The organism is Cryptosporangium phraense (assembly GCF_006912135.1).
GTDB classification, from domain to species: Bacteria; Actinomycetota; Actinomycetes; order Mycobacteriales; family Cryptosporangiaceae; genus Cryptosporangium; species Cryptosporangium phraense.
Window position 1 is genome coordinate 77,405 of sequence record NZ_VIRS01000018.1, and the last position, 18,742, is coordinate 96,146.

Annotated in this window: 19 protein-coding genes; 13 read left to right on the top strand and 6 right to left on the bottom strand. The window is 69.8% G+C overall.

Features of this window, described 5'->3' with window-relative positions; all coding sequences use genetic code 11:
* Nucleotides 1-62: 62 nt before the first annotated feature.
* Entirely contained in the window at nucleotides 63-830 is a 768-nt protein-coding gene (locus FL583_RS24290) for an SGNH/GDSL hydrolase family protein (protein WP_142707121.1), read from the top strand.
* Here the strand turns inward: FL583_RS24290 and FL583_RS24295 are convergent.
* Nucleotides 816-1,025, bottom strand: a complete 210-nt coding sequence (locus FL583_RS24295) for a hypothetical protein (RefSeq protein WP_142707122.1) — start codon at nucleotides 1,023-1,025, stop codon at nucleotides 816-818. The genes FL583_RS24290 and FL583_RS24295 overlap by 15 nt on opposite strands.
* A gap of 735 nt (nucleotides 1,026-1,760) precedes the next feature.
* On the opposite strand from FL583_RS24295, the gene FL583_RS24305 reads away from it, so the two are divergent.
* The 9 genes from FL583_RS24305 to purL all read left to right on the top strand — a co-directional run bounded on the left by FL583_RS24305 (nucleotide 1,761) and on the right by purL (nucleotide 10,464).
* Complete coding sequence (locus FL583_RS24305) at nucleotides 1,761-2,573, top strand: helix-turn-helix domain-containing protein (RefSeq protein ID WP_170323845.1); 813 nt, start codon at nucleotides 1,761-1,763, stop codon at nucleotides 2,571-2,573.
* Nucleotides 2,574-2,668: 95 nt separating this feature from the next.
* The gene (locus FL583_RS24310) at nucleotides 2,669-4,606 is read left to right on the top strand and encodes a branched-chain amino acid ABC transporter substrate-binding protein (protein ID WP_142707125.1); all 1,938 of its coding nucleotides are present in this window, start codon (nucleotides 2,669-2,671) and stop codon (nucleotides 4,604-4,606) included.
* A 249-nt stretch (nucleotides 4,607-4,855) separates the two neighbouring features.
* The gene (locus FL583_RS24315) at nucleotides 4,856-5,176 is read left to right on the top strand and encodes a hypothetical protein (RefSeq protein WP_142707126.1); all 321 of its coding nucleotides are present in this window, start codon (nucleotides 4,856-4,858) and stop codon (nucleotides 5,174-5,176) included.
* 192 nt (nucleotides 5,177-5,368) lie between these two features.
* On the top strand, nucleotides 5,369-5,749 hold the full coding sequence (locus FL583_RS24320) for a hypothetical protein (RefSeq protein ID WP_142707127.1): 381 nt from the start codon (nucleotides 5,369-5,371) through the stop codon (nucleotides 5,747-5,749).
* A gap of 445 nt (nucleotides 5,750-6,194) precedes the next feature.
* The gene (locus tag FL583_RS24325; RefSeq protein ID WP_170323846.1) at nucleotides 6,195-6,524 is read left to right on the top strand and encodes a hypothetical protein; all 330 of its coding nucleotides are present in this window, start codon (nucleotides 6,195-6,197) and stop codon (nucleotides 6,522-6,524) included.
* Between the two features lie 134 nt (nucleotides 6,525-6,658).
* On the top strand, nucleotides 6,659-7,006 hold the full coding sequence (locus FL583_RS24330) for a hypothetical protein (RefSeq protein WP_142707129.1): 348 nt from the start codon (nucleotides 6,659-6,661) through the stop codon (nucleotides 7,004-7,006).
* Nucleotides 7,007-7,280: 274 nt separating this feature from the next.
* Complete coding sequence (gene purS, locus FL583_RS41870; protein ID WP_240746787.1) at nucleotides 7,281-7,541, top strand: phosphoribosylformylglycinamidine synthase subunit PurS; 261 nt, start codon at nucleotides 7,281-7,283, stop codon at nucleotides 7,539-7,541.
* On the top strand, nucleotides 7,538-8,209 hold the full coding sequence (gene purQ / locus FL583_RS24340; RefSeq protein WP_142707131.1) for a phosphoribosylformylglycinamidine synthase subunit PurQ: 672 nt from the start codon (nucleotides 7,538-7,540) through the stop codon (nucleotides 8,207-8,209). Before purS ends, purQ begins: the two co-directional genes overlap by 4 nt.
* Nucleotides 8,206-10,464 (top strand): phosphoribosylformylglycinamidine synthase subunit PurL, encoded by a 2,259-nt coding sequence (gene purL, locus FL583_RS24345; protein WP_142707132.1) that lies wholly within the window; start codon nucleotides 8,206-8,208, stop codon nucleotides 10,462-10,464. The genes purQ and purL overlap by 4 nt, the downstream gene beginning before the upstream one ends.
* A gap of 45 nt (nucleotides 10,465-10,509) precedes the next feature.
* On the opposite strand, the gene FL583_RS24350 is transcribed toward purL, so the two are convergent.
* On the bottom strand, nucleotides 10,510-12,642 hold the full coding sequence (locus FL583_RS24350; protein WP_170323847.1) for a carboxypeptidase regulatory-like domain-containing protein: 2,133 nt from the start codon (nucleotides 12,640-12,642) through the stop codon (nucleotides 10,510-10,512).
* A gap of 193 nt (nucleotides 12,643-12,835) precedes the next feature.
* On the opposite strand from FL583_RS24350, the gene FL583_RS24355 reads away from it, so the two are divergent.
* Complete coding sequence (locus tag FL583_RS24355) at nucleotides 12,836-13,162, top strand: sterol carrier family protein (protein WP_142707231.1); 327 nt, start codon at nucleotides 12,836-12,838, stop codon at nucleotides 13,160-13,162.
* Here the strand turns inward: FL583_RS24355 and FL583_RS24360 are convergent.
* Nucleotides 13,159-13,617, bottom strand: coding sequence for a cupin domain-containing protein (locus tag FL583_RS24360; protein WP_142707134.1), 459 nt, complete (start codon nucleotides 13,615-13,617; stop codon nucleotides 13,159-13,161). The genes FL583_RS24355 and FL583_RS24360 overlap by 4 nt on opposite strands.
* 229 nt (nucleotides 13,618-13,846) lie before the next feature.
* Here FL583_RS24360 and purF point away from each other — a divergent pair, with 229 nt between their 5' ends.
* Nucleotides 13,847-15,373 carry an amidophosphoribosyltransferase gene (gene purF / locus FL583_RS24365; protein ID WP_142707135.1) on the top strand — a complete coding sequence of 509 codons (1,527 nt, stop codon included), beginning with the start codon at nucleotides 13,847-13,849 and terminating at the stop codon, nucleotides 15,371-15,373.
* A 33-nt stretch (nucleotides 15,374-15,406) separates the two neighbouring features.
* The gene (gene purM, locus FL583_RS24370; protein WP_142707136.1) at nucleotides 15,407-16,471 is read left to right on the top strand and encodes a phosphoribosylformylglycinamidine cyclo-ligase; all 1,065 of its coding nucleotides are present in this window, start codon (nucleotides 15,407-15,409) and stop codon (nucleotides 16,469-16,471) included.
* Nucleotides 16,472-16,654: 183 nt separating this feature from the next.
* On the opposite strand, the gene tgmB is transcribed toward purM, so the two are convergent.
* The 3 genes from tgmB to FL583_RS24385 all read right to left on the bottom strand — a co-directional run bounded on the left by tgmB (nucleotide 16,655) and on the right by FL583_RS24385 (nucleotide 18,428).
* Nucleotides 16,655-17,593, bottom strand: a complete 939-nt coding sequence (gene tgmB, locus FL583_RS24375) for an ATP-grasp ribosomal peptide maturase (RefSeq protein WP_142707137.1) — start codon at nucleotides 17,591-17,593, stop codon at nucleotides 16,655-16,657.
* 2 nt (nucleotides 17,594-17,595) lie between these two features.
* A complete protein-coding gene (tgmA, locus tag FL583_RS24380) occupies nucleotides 17,596-18,027 on the bottom strand; it encodes a putative ATP-grasp-modified RiPP (RefSeq protein WP_142707138.1) in 432 nt (143 codons plus the stop codon).
* A 206-nt stretch (nucleotides 18,028-18,233) separates the two neighbouring features.
* A complete protein-coding gene (locus tag FL583_RS24385) occupies nucleotides 18,234-18,428 on the bottom strand; it encodes a DUF3073 domain-containing protein (protein WP_142707139.1) in 195 nt (64 codons plus the stop codon).
* Nucleotides 18,429-18,742: the final 314 nt, after the last annotated feature.

Below are 18,742 nucleotides of genomic sequence, written 5' to 3' on the forward strand. Positions count from 1 at the left end.
GCGGCTCGGGTGCCCGTCACCCTGTGGTCGCGGAGGCCCTCCGGCGCTGGAAGACTGACCCCATGTCATGGGTCCGGAACGGCGCGGCCGCGTTCCTCGTCGTCGTCGGTCTCTCGGTGATCGTCTTCGTGCTGTTCGCGCCGCCGAAGGACCCGCCTCCGTACACGAGCCCGCCCGGGTTCGACGACGCGGCGACCGCGTCGCCCTCGGCTCAGCCGGCCGCGCTCTTCGTCGGCGACGACTACGCCGCCGGCACCAGGAACGACGGCCCCTCCGGCTCGGACGACGAGGCGACGTTCGCCCGCCTGACCGCCGACGCGCTCGGCTGGGCGGCCAACGTCGATGCGCAGAACGGCACCGGCTATCTCGTCAAGGCCGGCACCGGCACGGCGCCGTTCGCTGGGCGTCTGGCGTCGGACAAGAAGGCGTTCACCGCCGACTACGTGATCATCTCGGGCGGACGCCACGACCTCGACCAGTCGACCGGCGAATTACCCGACGGCTACGAGAACGCCGTCCGCGCCTACCTCCGTGACGTCCGGATCGCCTACCCGAAGGCCAAAGTCGTCGCGCTGGCGCCGTTCTGGCCGGGCACCGACCCGCCCGAGGCGCTCGTCGACGCGCGGCTCGTCGTCAAGGAGGCGGCCGCCGCGACCGGCGTCGTCTACGTGAACACCCAGGGCTGGGTGTCCGAATCCGGGATCGGACCGGACGGGTCGCACCCGACCGCCGCGGGGCAGAAGGCCATCGCGCAGCGTCTGGAGGAGGCGCTGCAGCGGTTCACCAGGTCCGTGGCCTCGCCCTCGCCGTCGGTGTCACCCAGTTCCTGACCGGTCGCCGAGCGGCGGAGGCGGGACGTCGGTCGCACGGCGCATCATCTCGAGACCGGTCAGGTACGGGACGCACTCCCAGTTCGTGTGGCAGATCGGGCACTCGGGTGAATCGCCGTCCGGCAGGTGCGCGGTGCGTAACTCGTAGCCGGCGAGCCAGAGCTCCGCGTCGGTCGGCGACTCCGGCCGGCTCACCCCGTGGAGGTGGGGCTCGGCGGCCGGGGCCCGGCCGGACGGGGACGGCCCGGTCTCGGGCGCGTGGTGCTGGCGCCGTGCGGACGTGACTGGGTGCCCTCGCGGGAGACGGCCGACATTCATCCTCCGATCGCCCTCATTCGGGACGGAGCGGGGGAGCCGTGCGACGTCGTCGGCGCCCGGCCCCCTACACCGAGGATGCCGGTTTACCGTGTTCGACTTCAAGAAATTGCGAGAAATACACTTCAGTAGCCCGGGATGGGGTTGGGATTTTCTCCGCCTTTAGCAACCATCTGACTCTCCAGCGCAATACCGGGCGGTGCTGGGTCGTTCAGTGTGGACCTGGGGGGAATCGTGAAGCTCACTTTCCGTGGTACGAACAGCTCGAGCGGCTCGTGTCCATCCGTCTACGAGACCGATCGCGGAACCCTGGTCGTCCAGGGTTGGCGCGTCACCGACCGGGAAGCCATAGCTGCGCTGGCCGCGCGGGGACTCCCGGCGCACGAGACCGCAGTCGAGATCCCCTTGGAGCTGTTGGGTTACTTCCCCGGCTCTTTGGGGTCTTTTCCGCCTGACCCGTGAGATCGCCGAGCCCTCTCGAGGCAGTGGGAGACCACTGAGGACGGAGGGGCAGGCAAAGGCGGTGGTCGGTGTCCGGACGGGCGGACCCCGACCGTTACCCTTCGGCGAGGAGGGATCACCGGTTCCGTGGCCAAGCCCCATGACGCTCTGCGCGTGTTCGGATTGCAACTGCGCCAAGTGCGCGAAGATGCCGGTCTCACCGGGCGAGCGGTTGCCGATCGCACCGGTTGGCCGCATTCCAAGGTGTCCAAACTCGAGCGCGGTCAGCAGACCGCCACGAGATCCGATGTGGACGCCTGGGTGGCCGCCACCGGCGCCGGCTCGGACGACGCCGAGCGGCTGCAGGTCGCGCTGCAGCAGGCTCGGATGGAGTACACCGAGTGGCGGCAGCGGCTCTCCACCGGCACTCGGGCCCGCCAGCTCCAGCGCCGTGAGGCCGAGGCCGAGGCGACGCTGATCCGCGTCTTCGAGCCCGGCGTCCTGCCTGGCCTCCTGCAGACCGCGGACTACGCCCGCGCGGTCTTCCAAGGTCTGGTGAGCACCTACCAGATCGCGGACGACGTCGAGGACGGCGTGCGGGCCCGGTTGAGTCGCCAGGAGTTGCTGCACCAGCCGGGGCGGCGATACCACTTCGTCCTGGCCGAGACCGCGCTCTACTGCCGGATGGCCGAGCCGGTGGTCATGCACGCCCAGTTGGACCGGTTACTGACGGTCGCCCGCCAGCCGAACGTCGATCTGGCCGTGGTGCCGTTCGGGGCGCGCTGGCCGGTCGGGCCGCTGAACGGGTTCTGGCTCTTCGACCGCGACTACGCGCTGGTCGAGACGCTCGGCGCGGAGCTCACGCTCCGTGAGCCGGCCGAGATCGTCGTGTACGAGCGGATCTTCGACGCGTTCTCGCGGCTGGCGGTGCGTGGGACGGCGGCGGCCGATCTGATTCTCGGGGCCACCAGGCGGTACGCCGGGTAGTCCACGGTGCGCCGGTGGCGGGTGGTCCGTATGGTGGCTGGTTCGGGGGGTACCAGAGCTTCCGAGTGACGCCAGTGTGACCACGGGGAACGGTGATGACCCAGTATCCGGCCGGCGGTGGCCAACCGCGCGACGGCGAGAACCCGAACGAGCCGTCGTGGACTCTGCCGCCCGAGCAGGCGCCGAACGGGCCGCCGGCTCCGGGGCAGTCTTCGGGGCCGCCGCAGCCGGGCTTACCGCAGTACGGAGAGTATGCGCCGGGCGGCGGGCCGGAATCGGGCCAGGGCCAGCCGCCGCAGTACGGGCAGTCTCCGCCGTTCGGACAGTCTCCGCCGTTCGGGCAGTCTCCGCCGTTCGGGCCGGATGGTGGGTACGGGCAGCAGCCGCCTTCGCCGGGGCCGTACGGGCCGCCGCCGCAGTACGGGCAGCCGGCTCAGTACGGGCAACCGCAGCACGGCCAGGCGCCTGAGTACGGCCAGGCGCCTGAGTACGGCCAGGCGCCTGAGTACGGGCAACCGGCTCAGTACGGGCAACCGCAGTACGAGCAGCCGCCCCACTATGAGCAGCCCCAGTACGGGCAGCCGCCGCAGTACGGCCAGACGCCTGAGTACGGGCAGCCGGCCGGGTACGACCAGCCGGCTCAGTATGAGCAGCCGCCGCAGTACGGGCAGGCGCCTGAGTACGGGCAGCCGCCGCAGTACGGGCAGGAGCAGGCGTACGGGCAGCAGCCGGCGCCTTACGCGGGTTACGACGCTTCCGGCTACCCGCAACAGCCTTACGCCGATCAGGCTGCCTACGCCCAGTACCCGAACCAGGAGTACGCCGCCGCCCCGCCCCCCGACGTCCCCAAGCGCAAGAAATCGCTGCTGGGCGTCGTCGTCATTGTGGTCGTTGCCCTTGTTCTGATCGGTGGGGGCGGCACCGCGGCCTGGTTCGCGCTGCGGGGCGACAAGGGGGACGCGGACGTCGCGAAGGCCAAGACGCCGGTCGCGGCGAAGTGCGCGAGCGGAACGCTCGCGGTCGTCGGCGACACCGGCGGGGACGCCGACAGCATCGGCGAGGCGGTGGTGGCGGTCGCGAACCTCGCCGCCGAGGAGTACCACACCGCGCATCCGGACTGCACGGTCGCGATCCGGGAGTTCGACAGCGGGGGAGAGGTCGAGAAAGCCGAGCTGCTGGCGAAGCAGATCAGCGCGGACAAGTCGATCCTCGGGGTGATCGGCCCGCTGTTCTCGAAGGAGGCCGACGCGGCCTCGCCGATCCTCGATGCGGCCGGCGTGCCGATGGTGAACCCGACCGTCTCGACGGTCTCGCTCGCCGAGAAGAACCTGAAGCGCTTCCATCGGACGGTCGGGACCGACGGCGACACCGGCCGGGCGATGGCGAAGTACATCAAGGGAGCTGGGTCCCCGAAGGTCTTCGTGGTCGACGACGGGTCGACGTACCCGAAGGCGACGGCGGCGGCGGCCAAGGAGGCGCTGGGCACCGCGGTGGTGGACTCGGCGACGATCAAGCAGGGGCAGACGGACTTCACGCTGCTCGCCGGGACGATCGTGGATTCCGGGGCGACCGTGATCGCGTTCGCCGGGTTCTCCGAGGAGGCGGCCGCGCTCCGGCTGGCGGTCAACGCGAAGGGCGGCGAGAAGATCGAGTTCGTCGCCGGGCCGGGGCTGCTGGACACCGTCTACGTCACCAACGCGGGCGAGGGCGGCAAGGACACGATCGTGATCTGCGCGTGCGTGCCCGGGACCGGTCTACCGGAGGACTTCCGGCAGAAGGTCGAGTCGAAGACGACGACGAGTCCGGCCGTGTTCACGGGTGAGGCCTACGACGCGACGAACGCGTTCCTGGCCGCGCTCGGGGCGGGAAAGAAGTCGCGGGCGGATGTGGACGCGTTCCTCGACACGTACCAGGGGAACGGCGTTACCGGACCGATCTCGTTCAAAGCGGACGGAGACCTGGCGGGTACGCCACCGGAGTGGTACTTCGTGGAGGGTACGGACGGGTTCTTGGGAAAGAGCCGCGTGCAGTAGGTGTGCGCGACTGTGCGTGTGCACAGCCCTCTTGTTGGGGGCACCAGGACTCAGGCAGGGAGCAGAGTCGTAAACATCCCGTAAACACGCGGGCTGACCCGAATAGTTGACCCCTCAATTGATGTCATGGTGCGAGCGAACGGCCGGTCTTTGAGGCCCGCCGGTGTAGTGGCGATCGGTCTAGCGGCGGTTGCTGCGTTGTGTTGCGTGTGGGCCTGGATGGCGTACTCGTACCTTTTGGGATCGAAGGTGACGGTTATCCCGGGGGATGGCTGCCTGTCGGCGCTGCAGTCGACGAGCGGGCAGGTGGAGTGCTCGGACGCGCTGTGGTTGACCGGAACTCAGGTGCATCAGGGGAAGTTGGTCGACTACCGGCAGTCCGGTGGGGAGTTCGAGTACGACGCGATTCCGGCCCGTCTTGTTGGGGAGACGGCTCGGACGCGGCCGCCGGTGGTGCAGTATCTGGCGGGGTTGGTGGGGCCGCCGTTGCTGGTGGGTGCTGGGGTGACGTTCTTGGTGGCGGGAGTTGCCCGCTCGAAGCGCCGGGTCCCGGAGTACCTGGCGTACTAGTAATTGGCTGGCGCTCGGGGTTTGCCCGGTTTAGCAGTCTTCGGGTCTTGCGGGCGGGAAATTCCTCTATAGGCTGCTGGTGCGCGTTCCATCGGGTGCGACAATTTTGTCGCTTTTCCGCTGCGGCTGATCTGCCGGGTGACGGTGTCGCGATCCCGTTCGGACGGAGCATCCAACGGAGGGATTCGAATCATGAGGTATGGGGTTCACGTCGGCCTGCTCGCCGCCGGCATCGCCGCCACCGTCTGCGGCCCGGCCGCCCAGGCGGCGGAAACACACTCGACGCCGCAGAGATTGATTTGCCTGCGGAGTGAGGGCGGCAGTAGTAGCGGCGTCAGCGTGTCGACGATCAACACCAACGGTGTGTCGATCCTGGTCTACAACGGGCCGGCGGCGACGCGAATGAGCGACGCCGAGTGCGCGGCCGTGTACCGGCGTTCCCAGCGTCAGGCCCAGGCGGCGCGGACGCATGCACAGGAACAGGCGGCCCGGGCACGGGCCCAGGGGGCAGCGGCCGCGGCCCGGGCTCAGGCTCAGGCGCGGGAAGCGGTAAGGCGAGCCACCGGCCAGTAATTGCGCGCGACCCATTCGGTCGAATTGGCGGCACCCGAGCCGGAATGCAGTTAGCCGACGGACCTTCCGGCGAATGCAGTTAGCCTGCGACGATCAACCATTCGACCGCGGTCGGTCGATTGCTGTGGCGCTGAAATCGGAGTGTTGCTCGTTTTCCCGGCCATCGCGGGTTTGTGAAAATTACTCCGGAAGAAATACTCTGGGAAGGCGCAGTCGGGGTTGCGGTGATTCGGACCGGTCCGTTAACGTTTGCCCCGTTCCAGCGATGAGGGACTCTCGCGCTGGAGCACCTGTCACAGGTGGACGTCAACCCCAATGTTTTCGGAATGCGGGGTTCGCTGTCCGTGGGCCGGTTCGGAGCCGCATATTCCGAACCAATTCGCACCCACGGGGGCGGGGGACGGCGCCTACTACTCCGAAAGGGAACTCTTCAATGAACGTGTGGATGCGCCGCACCACGGGTGTTGTCGTTATCGCTGCCGGCCTCGTGGCCGCGGGCGCCGGCGCTGCTCAGGCCAAGGGGAAGGACGACGGCGGCAAGGACCCCCGCGGTTCCGTCGTCTACCAGAGCCCCTTCATCTGGGGTGACGTCACCGGTGGCACCGCCACGACGACCGTGTCGAACAGCGGTGACTTCAAGGGAAGCCCGAACCAGACCACTGGTAAGGGTGACTACGGATACAACTCCTACGGCAGCGTGGGCGGCTCCTCGAGCGCGGACGCCTACGGGCACGTCGTCACGTACGACAACAGCGTCCGTTTCCCGGGCAAGTGACCATTCCCGCCAGTTAGGCGGGAACAAAAGTTTGGGTTGAATGCTGGGGCGGGGCCGGAATTGCGAGCGCCGTCGACCACTGAGATCTGTAGTTATTCGATCATCACATCATCATCCAAATTGGAAGGATCGTCGTGACTCCCTGGATTCGACGCAGTGTTGGTGTGGCAGTTTTATCTGCCGGCTTGATCGGGGTCGCCTCCACGGCGGCTCAGGCCGATGAAATGCCACGGGCCGGACAACTCGAAGCGCCGAGCCCGATCAGCATGTCCAGTCCGTCCCTATCGGGTGATGTTACCGGTGGTACGGCCAGCACGACCCAAACGTTCATCAGCACCGTGAATCAGAACGGCCTCGTCAACGTAGCGATTGCGCCGAACGTTCAGATCGGCGACTCGAGTGCGGACGCGAGCGGTCATCAAGTGCAGTACCAGTACGGACAGTCGGGTGTCGCACTTCCGCTCGGGATCCTTGGGCGGTAGCTGGCGATGCCTGAGCGGCGCCTGCTCCACGGCCAGTGGAGCAGGCGCCGTTTTGTCGTCCGTTGCCGTCGGGCGGTATCGATCGCGTGCGGGCGGAATGCTCAGTTCGCGACGCCAGGGTTGGGGCGCCGTGCCGGTGGCGCCTCACACCGGCGCGACCCGCCACTGTAAGTCGACTCGCCGCGTTCGCTCCGTATCAACGGCGGGCGTTCCGACGTACGGCGGCGGCGCCGGTAGGCTGAATCGTCGCATCCCAGGTCTTCCAGGAGTTTCCGTGCCCGCGCCGACACGCGTCGTCGTCGATGTCATGCTCAAGCCCGAGATCCTCGACCCGCAGGGACAGGCTATTGCCAACGCCCTGCCCAGCCTCGGGTTCTCCTCTATCGCCAGCGTCCGTCAGGGCAAGCGCTTCGAGGTCGAACTCAGCGGTGAGGCCACCGAGGAGGCTCTCGAGGAGGTTCGCCGCGCAGCGTCCACGCTGCTCGCCAACCCCGTGATCGAGGACTACGAGGTCCGCGTCGAGGTCATCCAGTGAGGATCGGCGTCGTCACGTTCCCCGGATCCCTCGACGACCGGGACGCGCTGCGCGCGGTCACGCTGGCTGGCGGTGAGGCCGTCCCGCTCTGGCACGCCGACCCGGACCTCAAGCAGACCGACGCGGTGATCCTGCCCGGCGGCTTCTCGTACGGCGACTACCTGCGCGCCGGGGCGATCGCCCGGTTCGCGCCGGCGATGGCCACCCTGATCGACGCCGCAAAAGACGGGTTCCCGGTCCTCGGGATCTGCAACGGCTTCCAGGTGCTGTGCGAGTCGCACCTGCTGCCCGGTGCTCTGCGCCGCAACGGCCACCTGCACTTCCGCTGCCGTGACCAGAAGCTGCGCGTCGAGTCGACCCGGACCCGGTGGACGCAGGACTACGAACAGAACCAAGAGATCGTCATCCCGGTGAAGAACGGCGAAGGCGCCTACGTCGCCGATGAGAAGACGCTCGACGAGCTCGAGGCCAACGGGCAAATAGTCGCCCGCTACGCCGGCGGCAACCCCAACGGCTCCGTCCGCGACATCGCCGGCATCTCCAACAAGCACGGCAACGTCGTCGGGCTCATGCCCCACCCCGAGCACGCCACCGAGGCCCTCACCGGCCCGTCCACCGACGGCCTGGGCTTCTTCACCTCCGTGCTCCGAGCGCTGGTGTCCGCGTGACCGACACCGTCAAAAATGCTCAGAACACGCCCGACGACCAGCAGCCCTACAACGAACTCGGCCTCAAACCGGACGAGTACGCCCGGATCCGCGAGATCCTCGGCCGCCGCCCCACCCAGACCGAGCTCGCGATGTACTCGATCATGTGGAGCGAGCACTGCTCCTACAAGTCGAGCAAGGTCCACCTCCGCCAGTTCGGCGAGAAGGCCCCGAAGACCGATGCGCTCCTGGTCGGGATGGGGGAGAACGCCGGCGTGGTCGACGTCGGTGGTGGGCTGGCGGTCACGTTCAAGGTCGAGAGCCACAACCACCCGAGCTTCGTCGAGCCGTACCAGGGCGCGGCGACCGGCGTCGGCGGCATCGTCCGGGACATCCTCACGATGGGCGCGCGCCCGATCGCGGTCATGGATCCGCTGCGCTTCGGCGCCCACGACCACCCCGACACGGCCCGGGTGCTGCCCGGCATCGTCGCCGGGGTCGGCGGCTACGGCAACTGCCTGGGGCTGCCGAACGTGGGCGGCGAGGTCGTCTTCGACCCGTCCTACCAGGGCAACCCGCTGGTCAACGCCCTCTGCGTCGGCGTCATGCCGCACGACCGCATCCAGCTCTCCGCAGCGCGCGGAACAGGCAACGTCGTGGTTCTTCTCGGCGCCAAGACCGGCCGCGACGGCATCGGCGGCGTCTCGGTGCTCGCCAGCGCCACGTTCGAGGACGGCTCGGAGTCCCGGCGCCCGTCCGTCCAGGTCGGCGATCCCTTCGCCGAGAAACTGCTCATCGAGTCCTGCCTGGAGATGTTCGACCGTCGGCTCGTCGTCGGCATTCAGGACCTCGGCGGCGCCGGGCTGACCTGCGCCACCACCGAGACCGCGGCGGCTGGGAAGTCCGGCATGCGGGTCTGGCTGGAGCGGGTTCCGCTGCGCGAGCCGTCGATGGAGCCGCACGAGGTCCTCGCGAGCGAGTCGCAGGAGCGGATGCTCGCGATCGTCGAGCCGTCGAAGCTCGACGAGGTGCTCGCGCTGGCCGAGAAGTGGGGCGTGCTCGCCACCGCGATCGGCGAGGTCGTCGAGGGTGACCGCCTGGTGATCACCTGGCACGACGAGGTCGTGGTCGACGTCCCGCCGCGGAGCCTGAGCGACGAGGGCCCGATCTACGACCGCCCGATCGCCCAGCCGGCCGACTACGAGCTGGTCAAGGCCGACCGCGCCGAGACGCTGCCGCGTCCGAAGACCGGCGACGAGCTCCGGGAGACGCTACTCAAGCTGGTCGCGAGCCCGAACCTGGCCGACAAGACCTGGGTCACCGAGCAGTACGACCGGTACGTCCAGGGCAACACGGTGCTGGCCCAGCCCGAGGACGCCGGGGTCATCCGCCTCGACGAGGAGACCGGCCGCGGGATCGCGCTGGCCACCGACGGTAACGGTCGGTACGCGAAGCTCGACCCGTACGCCGGGGCTCAGCTCGCGCTCGCCGAGGCCTACCGGAACGTCGCGACGACCGGTGCGGCTCCGTTGGCCGTCACCAACTGCCTCAACTTCGGCAGCCCGGAGGATCCGGGCGTCATGTGGCAGTTCCAGCAGGCCGTCACCGGCCTGGCCGACGGATGTCAGACGCTCGGGACGCCGGTCACCGGCGGTAACGTCAGCTTCTACAACCAGACCGGGACGACGGCGATCCACCCCACGCCGGTCATCGGCGTCCTCGGCGTTTTCGACGACGTCGAGCGGCGCACGCCGATCGGCTTCCAGGACGACGGGGAGTCGCTGATCCTGCTCGGGTCGACCGAGGAGGAGCTCTCCGGCTCGGAGTGGGCCTGGGCGCTGCACGGTCACCTGGGCGGGGTGCCGCCGCGGGTCGACCTGGCCCGCGAGAAGCTGCTCGGCGAGATCCTGATCGCGGGCTCCCGCGACGGGATGCTGTCGGCCGCGCACGACCTCTCCGACGGAGGGCTCGCGCAGGCGCTGACCGAGGCGACGCTCCGCTACGGCGTCGGGGCGCGGATCGTGCTGCCGGAAGGCGCGGACCCGTTCGTGTGGCTGTTCTCGGAGTCGGCCGGGCGCGTGCTCGTGTCGGTGCCGCGCACCGAGGAGTTGCGGTTCACCGACATGTGCACGATGCGGGGACTTCCGTGGGCGCGCATCGGCGTCGTGGATCAGGTGGGTGAGGCGCTGGAGGTCCAGGGCCAGTTCACGATTCCTCTGGCGGAGCTCCGGTCCGCGTGGACCGGCACCCTTCCCGCACTATTCGGACGTAGCTGAGCTGGTCGAAACGGCCCGCCCTTCGGGGCGGGCCGTTTCGACGTTCTAGCGCTGGCCGTTCGGGGGCCAGTACGGCTGTTGCCACTCCGGAGCCGGGTCGGGCTCGGGGGGCGGGTAGTTCTGCTGGGGCTGACCGGTCGGGGGTGGCTGGTTCGCCGGGGGCGACGGCCAGGTTGGGGTTTGCGGCGGGTATCCGGGTTGCGGCTGGTACCCGGCCGGGGGGTAGTTCGCCGGCGGCGCGGAGGCCGGGTAGTTCGGTGGCGGGGGTGCGTCCCAGGAGTTCGGGGCGGGGTTCTGGGGGTACGCGGGCGCGGGCCACTGCGCCGTAGGCGCGGGGCCGTAGGCCGGCGCGGGCGGTGCTGACGCCGGGTAGTTCGGCGTGGGCGCCGAATAGGGCTGGGCCGGCGGCGCGGACGCCGGGAACGGCGGTGCGGAGGCCGGATAATTCGGCGGAGCTGAGGCGGGGTAGTTCGGCGGGGCTGAGGCCGGGTACGGCGCAGGCGGAGCTGAGGCCGGGTACGGCGCGGGCGGGGCTGAGGCCGGGTAGTTCGACGGCGAGGTCGCGTAGCCGGGCGCGGGAGTCGGATAGCCCGCGGGCGGACCCGAAGCGGGATAGCCCGGCGCCGGCGGCGCCGAATAGGGCTGAGCCGGCGGCGCCGAGAAGCTCTGAGCCGGCGGCGCCGAGTAGCTCTGGGCCGGCGGGGCGGAGGCCGGGTAGCTCGCGCCCGAGACCGGGTACGGCGGCGCGGAAGCCTGATAGCCCTGCGCGGGCGGCGCCGAAGCCGGATACACCGGAGGCGTGTCCCACCCGGCCAACGGAGCGTCGGACGCGCCGTACGCAGACCGCCCCGGCGTCCCCCACTCCGACGACCCCGACACCGGCGTCTCCGCGGACACCGTCGGCCACTCCGCCGTGCTGTCGGTCGAGTTCCCGCCCGACCACCCACCGGCCGCTCCCGACACCTGGATCGGCTCGGTCGACCGGTTCACCTGCTGCCATGCATCGGCGCCCGGCCCGGGCGCGGGCGCTGGTGGGGGCGCGCCCCACACCGCGGTGGCGTCCGGCGAACCGTAGGGCGCCGCGACCGCGGTCTCGGCCAGCGAACCGTTCTCGGCCAGCGCCTGGGGAACCCGCATCGGCATCGTCGGCATGATCGACTCGGCCGCGACCAGGTCGGGCAGGTCCGGAGACGGCCCACCCGGGCCACCGTTGTCTTTGTCCCCCCGCTTGTACAACCAGAACCCGAGCGCCCCCAGCCCACCGAGCGCCACCACGATCCCGACGATCAGGATCACCGTGTCCCACGGGATCCCGCCGTCGTCGGTCTTCACCGCCGCCTGCGGAGCCGGGGTCGACGGCGCCGCGCTGCTCGGCGCGGCCGGCGACGGGCTCGGGCTGGCGCTCGCGACCGGCTCCAGCGCCAGCGACACGCCGGTGACCGTGCCGTTCTGCGGGTTCACCGTGGTGCGGCTGACCTGGTACCCGGCCATCGTCGCCTCGATCGTGACCTGCCCACCGGCGAGCGGACGATCGGGCGTCGGCGTGCAGTTGAACGCGCCGGACGAGTCGGTGGTGGTGAGGCAGGTGGCGCCGTTCACGTCCCGGGTCGTGACGCTGGCCCCGGAGATCGGCTGGCCCGACTGGCCGTCGGCGACCGTCCCGTTGATCTGGGTGACGGCCGGCGGCGCGCCGGTGAGCGTCAGCGTGAACTGGCTGCTGTCGTTGGCGCCGTTCGGGTCGTCGCCGCCCGCGTCGATGCTGATCTGGCCGGCCGCGTTCAGCGGAGCGTCGGTGGCCGGCAGCGAGCCGGCCTGCGGCGGGGCGATGACCAGCGTGAACACGGTCGTCTTGCCGACGTCGAGCTCGTTGACCGGGCAGGAGAGCACGGTCGGGCCACCGACCTGGTTGCAGCTCGGGCTGCTGCTGGCCAGCACGACCCCGCGGTCGCCGAACGGGATGACGACGTTGGCGTTGAACGCGTCGGCCTTGGACGGGCCGTCGTTGGTGATCGCGAACACGAGCGTCGCCGGCTGGCCGCCCGCCTGGGTCGCCAGATTGCCCTGACGCACCTCGAGCCGCAGGTCAGCCGGGTCGCCGGCGTGGGCTGGGAGGGCGGAGAGGAGAAGGAGGGCGAAGGCCGCTAACAGCGTCGCGCCCAGCCGCCTTGCGTACCGCACCACTGTCTCCCGCGCTTCGGTTCGCTTCGACCGACCACTATGCCTTGCCGAGGTATCCGATACCTAACGTCTCACCGGTTTGCCCGAGTCGCATACCTGACGTCCGACCGCTCGGACCGGCCACCCTCAGCCGTCCGGGCGTAGTGACGGTTACGGTTCGTGCGTGGCGAAGGTGGTCGACGATCCGGACGCGGTGGCTACGGCCGTCGCGTCGCTGGACGCAGGGCAGGCGATTCCGCCGGTGGCGCTCCGGAACGCGGTGCGCCATCTGCTCGGGGTGCTGGCGCGCACCGCCCCCGGGCGATCGGTGGAAGTGCGCGTGCCGCCGTACGGGGCCGTGCAGTGCGGCGACGGTCCGCGGCACACCCGCGGCACGCCGCCGAACGTCATCGAGACCGACCCGGAGACCTGGGTCGCGCTGGCCACCGGCCGCGTCGAATGGACCGAAGCGGTGGCCGCCGGAAAGGTCTCGGCCAGCGGCGCCCGCGCCGACCTCACCCCATGGCTGCCGCTGGCCTAGACCGCCGCGGCCGGCACGACGGGAACGGCCGAGGCGCTGGTCACTATTCGGGGAGCGGCGCCCCGGGGTGGGGACGCCAGATAGACGGCCACGGCGCCGGCGCCCTCGACCGTGAGCCGGTGCGTGTCGCCCGGGCGGGTCGTCACCGCCGCGCCCGGCAGCACCACCCGCTCGTCCAGGCCGTCGCGGGACGCCCGGGTCTCCCGCAACGCGCCCGAGACGACCGCGACCGCGCCGTAGCCGGCCTCGTGGGCGTGCAGGTCGCTGGCCGCGTCCGGGCCGAGGTTCACCAGCCAGGCGTCGTAGAGGAAGTTTCCGCGTAGTTCGACCGCGCCGCCGACCGGCAGGGCGGCGAGCACCGCATCGTCGATGACCACCGACGACGCTCGCTCGCGCAGGGCCGTCGGGGTCAGGGCCGAGGGGGCGAGCAGGTAGGGCTCCGGGTAATCGAGCATGACGAGTCCGTCTCGGAAGAAGTACCGCAGGAGCTCACGGCGTCCGCACCGGACTGCGCGCAAGCAGGACGAATCGTCAGCGACAACACTCGCCGCACTGACCGGTGATCACCGGGTGCAGAGTGCAGGCGTAGGTCGCGGTCACGACGAAGAGTGAACCACACCGTCCCCACCGGTGCGCACCCCGCGGGAGACCGGCATTCGGAAAATCAGGGCCTAGACTGGGCCCGTGCTCCGTGGTGACGGCAAGCTGACTCACGAACTCGACCCCTCCGACACCGGCCCCCAAGACGCTTGTGGGGTTTTCGGCGTCTGGGCTCCCGGTGAGGATGTCGCGAAGCTCACGTATTACGGGCTGTACGCGCTCCAGCACCGTGGGCAGGAAGCGGCCGGAATCGCGGTGAGCGCGGGCACCGGTGTCGTCGTCTACAAGGAACTGGGCCTCGTCTCCCAGGTCTTCGACGAGTCGACGCTGGCCAGCCTCCAGGGCCACCTCGCGATCGGCCACGCCCGCTACTCGACGACCGGCGGCTCGACCTGGGAGAACGCCCAGCCGACGCTGCGGTCGACGTCGGCCGGTACTTCGGTCGCGCTGGCCCACAACGGCAACCTGGTGAACACCGGCGAGCTGGCCCGCAAGGTCGCGGCCACCGGTATCGGCGCCCAGGGGCCGGTCAGCACCAACGACACCTCGCTGGTGACGTCGCTGCTCGCGTCCGACCCCGATCGGTCGCTCGAGCAGGCGGCGCTCGAGGTTCTCCCGACGCTGCGCGGCGCGTTCAGCTTCGTCTTCATGGACGAGCACACGCTGTACGCGGCCCGCGACCCGCAGGGCGTCCGGCCGCTGGTGCTCGGCCGGCTGGAGAGCGGCTGGGTGGTGGCCAGCGAGACGGCCGCGCTCGACATCGTCGGCGCGAGCATGGTCCGCGAGGTCGAGCCGGGCGAGCTGATCGCGATCGACGAGGGCGGCCTGCGCTCCGAGCGGTTCGCGATGCCCGAGCCCAAGGGCTGCATCTTCGAGTACGTCTACCTGGCCCGGCCCGACACGACGATCGCCGGCCGGGGCGTCCACGCGACCCGGGTGGAGATCGGGCGCCGGCTGGCCGCGCAGAACCCGGTCGACGCCGACCTGGTGATCCCGGTGCCGGAGTCGGGCACCCCCGCCGCGGTCGGGTACGCCCAGGCCAGTGGCATTCCGTACGGCCTCGGCCTGGTCAAGAACTCGTACGTCGGCCGGACGTTCATCCAGCCGTCGCAGACGATCCGCCAGCTGGGTATCCGGCTGAAGCTCAACCCGCTCCGTGACGTCATCCGGGGCAAGCGGCTCGTGGTCGTCGACGACTCGATCGTCCGCGGCAACACCCAGCGGGCGCTCGTCCGGATGTTGCGTGAGGCCGGCGCGGTCGAGGTGCACGTCCGCATCTCGTCGCCGCCGGTGAAGTGGCCGTGCTTCTACGGCATCGACTTCGCGAGCAAGGCCGAGCTGATCGCCAACGGTCTCGACACCGAGGGCATCCGGGCCGCGATCGGGGCCGACTCGCTCAGCTACGTGTCGCTCGACGAGCTGGTGGCCGCCACCGAGCAGCCGCGGAAGCGGCTCTGCATGGCGTGCTTCGACGGGAAGTACCCGATCCCGTTGCCCGCGGACGACATGATCGGTAAGCACGTGCTCGAGGGCATCGAGCGTGGCGTCGGTCACGAGCCGCTGCCCCTGGTGGCTTCGCCAGGCGGTGCCGGCGCTCTCAGCCGGCCCTAACTTTCCGACGGGGCCGAAAAACATGGAGGCAGAGTGAAGGACGTGGTGGAGGACTCCTCCTACCGCGCCGCTGGGGTCGATATCGAGGCCGGCGACCGGGCCGTCGAGCTGATGCGCTCGAAGGTCAAGAAGACGTTCCGGCCCGAGGTGGTCGGAAACATCGGCGGGTTCGCCGGGCTGTTCGCGTTCGACACCGACAAGTACAAGAAGCCGGTGCTCGCGTCGTCGACCGACGGGGTGGGTACGAAGCTCGCGATCGCCCAGCAGATGGACATCCACGACACGGTCGGGGTCGACCTGGTCGCGATGGTCGTCGACGACCTGGTCGTGTGCGGGGCCGAGCCGCTGTTCCTGCAGGACTACGTGGCGATCGGCAAGGTCGTGCCGGAGAAGGTCGCGGACATCGTCGGCGGTATCGCCGACGGGTGCCGCTGGGCCGGGTGCGCGCTGCTCGGCGGCGAGACCGCGGAGCACCCCGGGCTGCTCGAGCCGGGCGAGTACGACATCGCGGCGACCGGCATCGGCGTGGTCGACGCCGACTCGATCCTGGGTGTGGAGCGCATCAAGGCCGGTGACCAGATCATCGCGCTGGCCTCGTCCGGGCTGCACTCGAACGGGTACTCGCTGGTGCGTCACGCGCTGCTCGCGGGCGGCAAGATGCGCCTCGACCAGCAGATTCCCGAGCTCGGCAAGCAGCGGACGCTCGGCGAGGAGTTGCTGACGCCGACGACGATCTACGCGAAGGCCTGCCTCGAGGTGATCGGCGAGTGCGAGGTGCACGCGCTGGCCCACATCACCGGCGGCGGGCTGCCGGGCAACATCGTCCGGGTCATCGGCGAGGACGTCGACGCGATGGTCGACCGGGCCACCTGGCGTCCGCAGCCGATCTTCGACCTGATCGGCACCGTCGGGCGGGTCACCCGCGCGGAGATGGAGCGGACGTTCAACATGGGCGTCGGCATGATCGTGGTGGTGCCCCCGTCGGACGCCGACCGCGCGGTCGCGTCGTTCAGCGCCAAGGGCGTCGACGCCTGGGTGGCCGGCGAGATCGTCCCCGGTTCAGGCATGGTCCGGCTAGTCGACGACCACCCTAATTAGGGCGGCCCGCCCAGAACGACGCTGACAGGCGAGCGCGCCTCCTTATGACGCTTCGCTGATGTCACGGCCCCTACGGACACAGCCGCGTTGGCGCGCTTGTCCGCGGCGGGTCACCACTGAGCTTGTCGACGCGCTCGACTGCCAGCGCCGCCCTGGGCGGGCTCCAGGTCACTACAAAAGCGCCTACGGCGCGAGAGCGTCGGCTATGGCTTTACAAATGGGTAGGCCGGTCTCGTGTTCTATCCAGGCCCACTGGCCGTTCGGGTTGAGGTCGAGGAAGTACCAGTCGCCGGCCGGGGTCACCGCGAAATCGACCGCGGCGAACCGTAGGCCGAGCGTGCTCAGCATCCGGCACAGTGCCTCCCGCACCGCGGGAGGCACTGTCGTCACCGCGTACGTGATCGCGTCGTAGTCGCTGCGCCAGTCGATCCGGGACGCGTCCGAGCCCGCGGTGAGAGCGGCGGCGAAGAACTGGTCGTCGACGACGGTCAGGCGCACCTCGTAGGCCTTCTCCAGGTGCTCCTGGAACAGGTGCGCGGTGAGCCGGATCGAATCGTCGGCGAGCTCGGACGCCGACACCGGGGACGTGTAGACGAACGCCCGTCGCCCGTCCTGCTCCACCGGCGACGAGAACGGCTTGTAGACGACCGGGCCGACCGAGCGGGCGAAGCGCTCAGCGGCGTCCGGATCGTTCGTGATCAGCGTGCGGGGAACCGCGAGGCCGGCCGTCCGCGCGGTGGCCAGCTGGACGGGCTTGTATTCGGCGTAGCCGATCCGGCTGGGGTGGTTGAGCCAGTTGGGCACGGTGGCCAGCAACCCACCGAGGCCGACGCGGGCCTCGAGCTCGGCCCACTGCCGGTCGGCCGGGCTCATCGGCGGGAAGACGAACGACGACGGACGCCGGTAGTAGGCGCCGCTGACGTCCTCGAGGCGGACCGACCGGGACGCGGACCGGAGCTCGGTCCGCCAGGACTCCTCGAGCCTCGCGGTGACCGTGAGATCCAGCGGGAACTCGGCCGTGTCGACGCGGAAGACGCCGACGCCACGCGAGCGGAGCGCGGTGACGACCAGGTCGGCGGTCGGATCGAGTCGCTCGGTGAGGATGAGAACCGTTCCCGGCACGGTCAGGACGACTTATCGTGAATCTCGTCCTCGCGCGGGATCTGGCCGGTGGTGCGCAGCGTGAGGCCCATCGAGTGCTCGGTGAGCGGCGTCCAGCCGGCCCCGTCGCGCGCCAGCGCCACCTGGGCGTCGTCGTCGTACGAGATCGCCTCCAGCGGCAGTTCGACGCCGTTCCGGGGCAGCGTGGCGAACCGCAGCCCGAACGGACGTACGGCGCCCTCCACCGGGCGCGCAGCGCCTTCCACCGGGCGTTCATCGGGATCGTGACCGGTCTTGACGCCGTCGCTACCCAGCACCTCGCCGGACCGCAACGCCGCCAGGGCCGCCCGACCCAGCGGCAGCTGGTCGCTGATCGGGAAAACCGCAGCGTAGGCCGCCTGCTGGTTCACTGTCTCCTCCAGGTTCCGCGCACCGTCCGGGCTGCCGATCAGCATCCCAGAAGTGGGTGGGCAGGCTCCCGGAGATCCCGCACTCAGTGACTGCGGGGTGACTCGCCCCACCCCGTCAGCCCTTGCTGCGTGAGCTTCCCCCCGCAACCCCTCGACACTCACCGCTCCATTGCCTGGGCACGAAACACCGCGCCGGAAGTGCCGGCGCGGCAGCGGTACCAGACAGGACGACGTGACCGGACGCTGTGCGGCTAACGCCGCGGCGCCCAGTCGTCTTCGTCGTAATGACCCGAGTACTCGTCTTCGTACTCGTCGTCGTCCGTGGAGGCGGAACTAGGGGAACTCGAAAGCTCCCTTTGGAGAGCGTCGAGGTCGGTGTTGGGAGAGCTGTACTTCAGCTCACGCGCGACCTTCGTCTGCTTAGCCTTAGCACGGCCGCGCCCCATTGGCTCGACCCCCTCGCACAGGTGTATCGGGGCGTCATGCGAGAGGCCCCGGATGATGGCATGTCTCGTAGTGACACCGTACCGTCCCTACCCAACGTTCGGCACCTCGCGGGTTGGGCCGATCGTCTCTCGGGGGACGGTTGAGGACGATAGCCGCACTTGGTGGTGCGGCGACGTTCTCGCGCATCGTTCTGCACGGCGATTTTACGTGACGCGTGTCACACCTCGGACCTGCCACGCAGCGGCTTCGGCGGCTAATTACGTCACTCGGTGCAAAAACGGCCTTTACTTCGCCGCCGTTTCACTGACCGGAA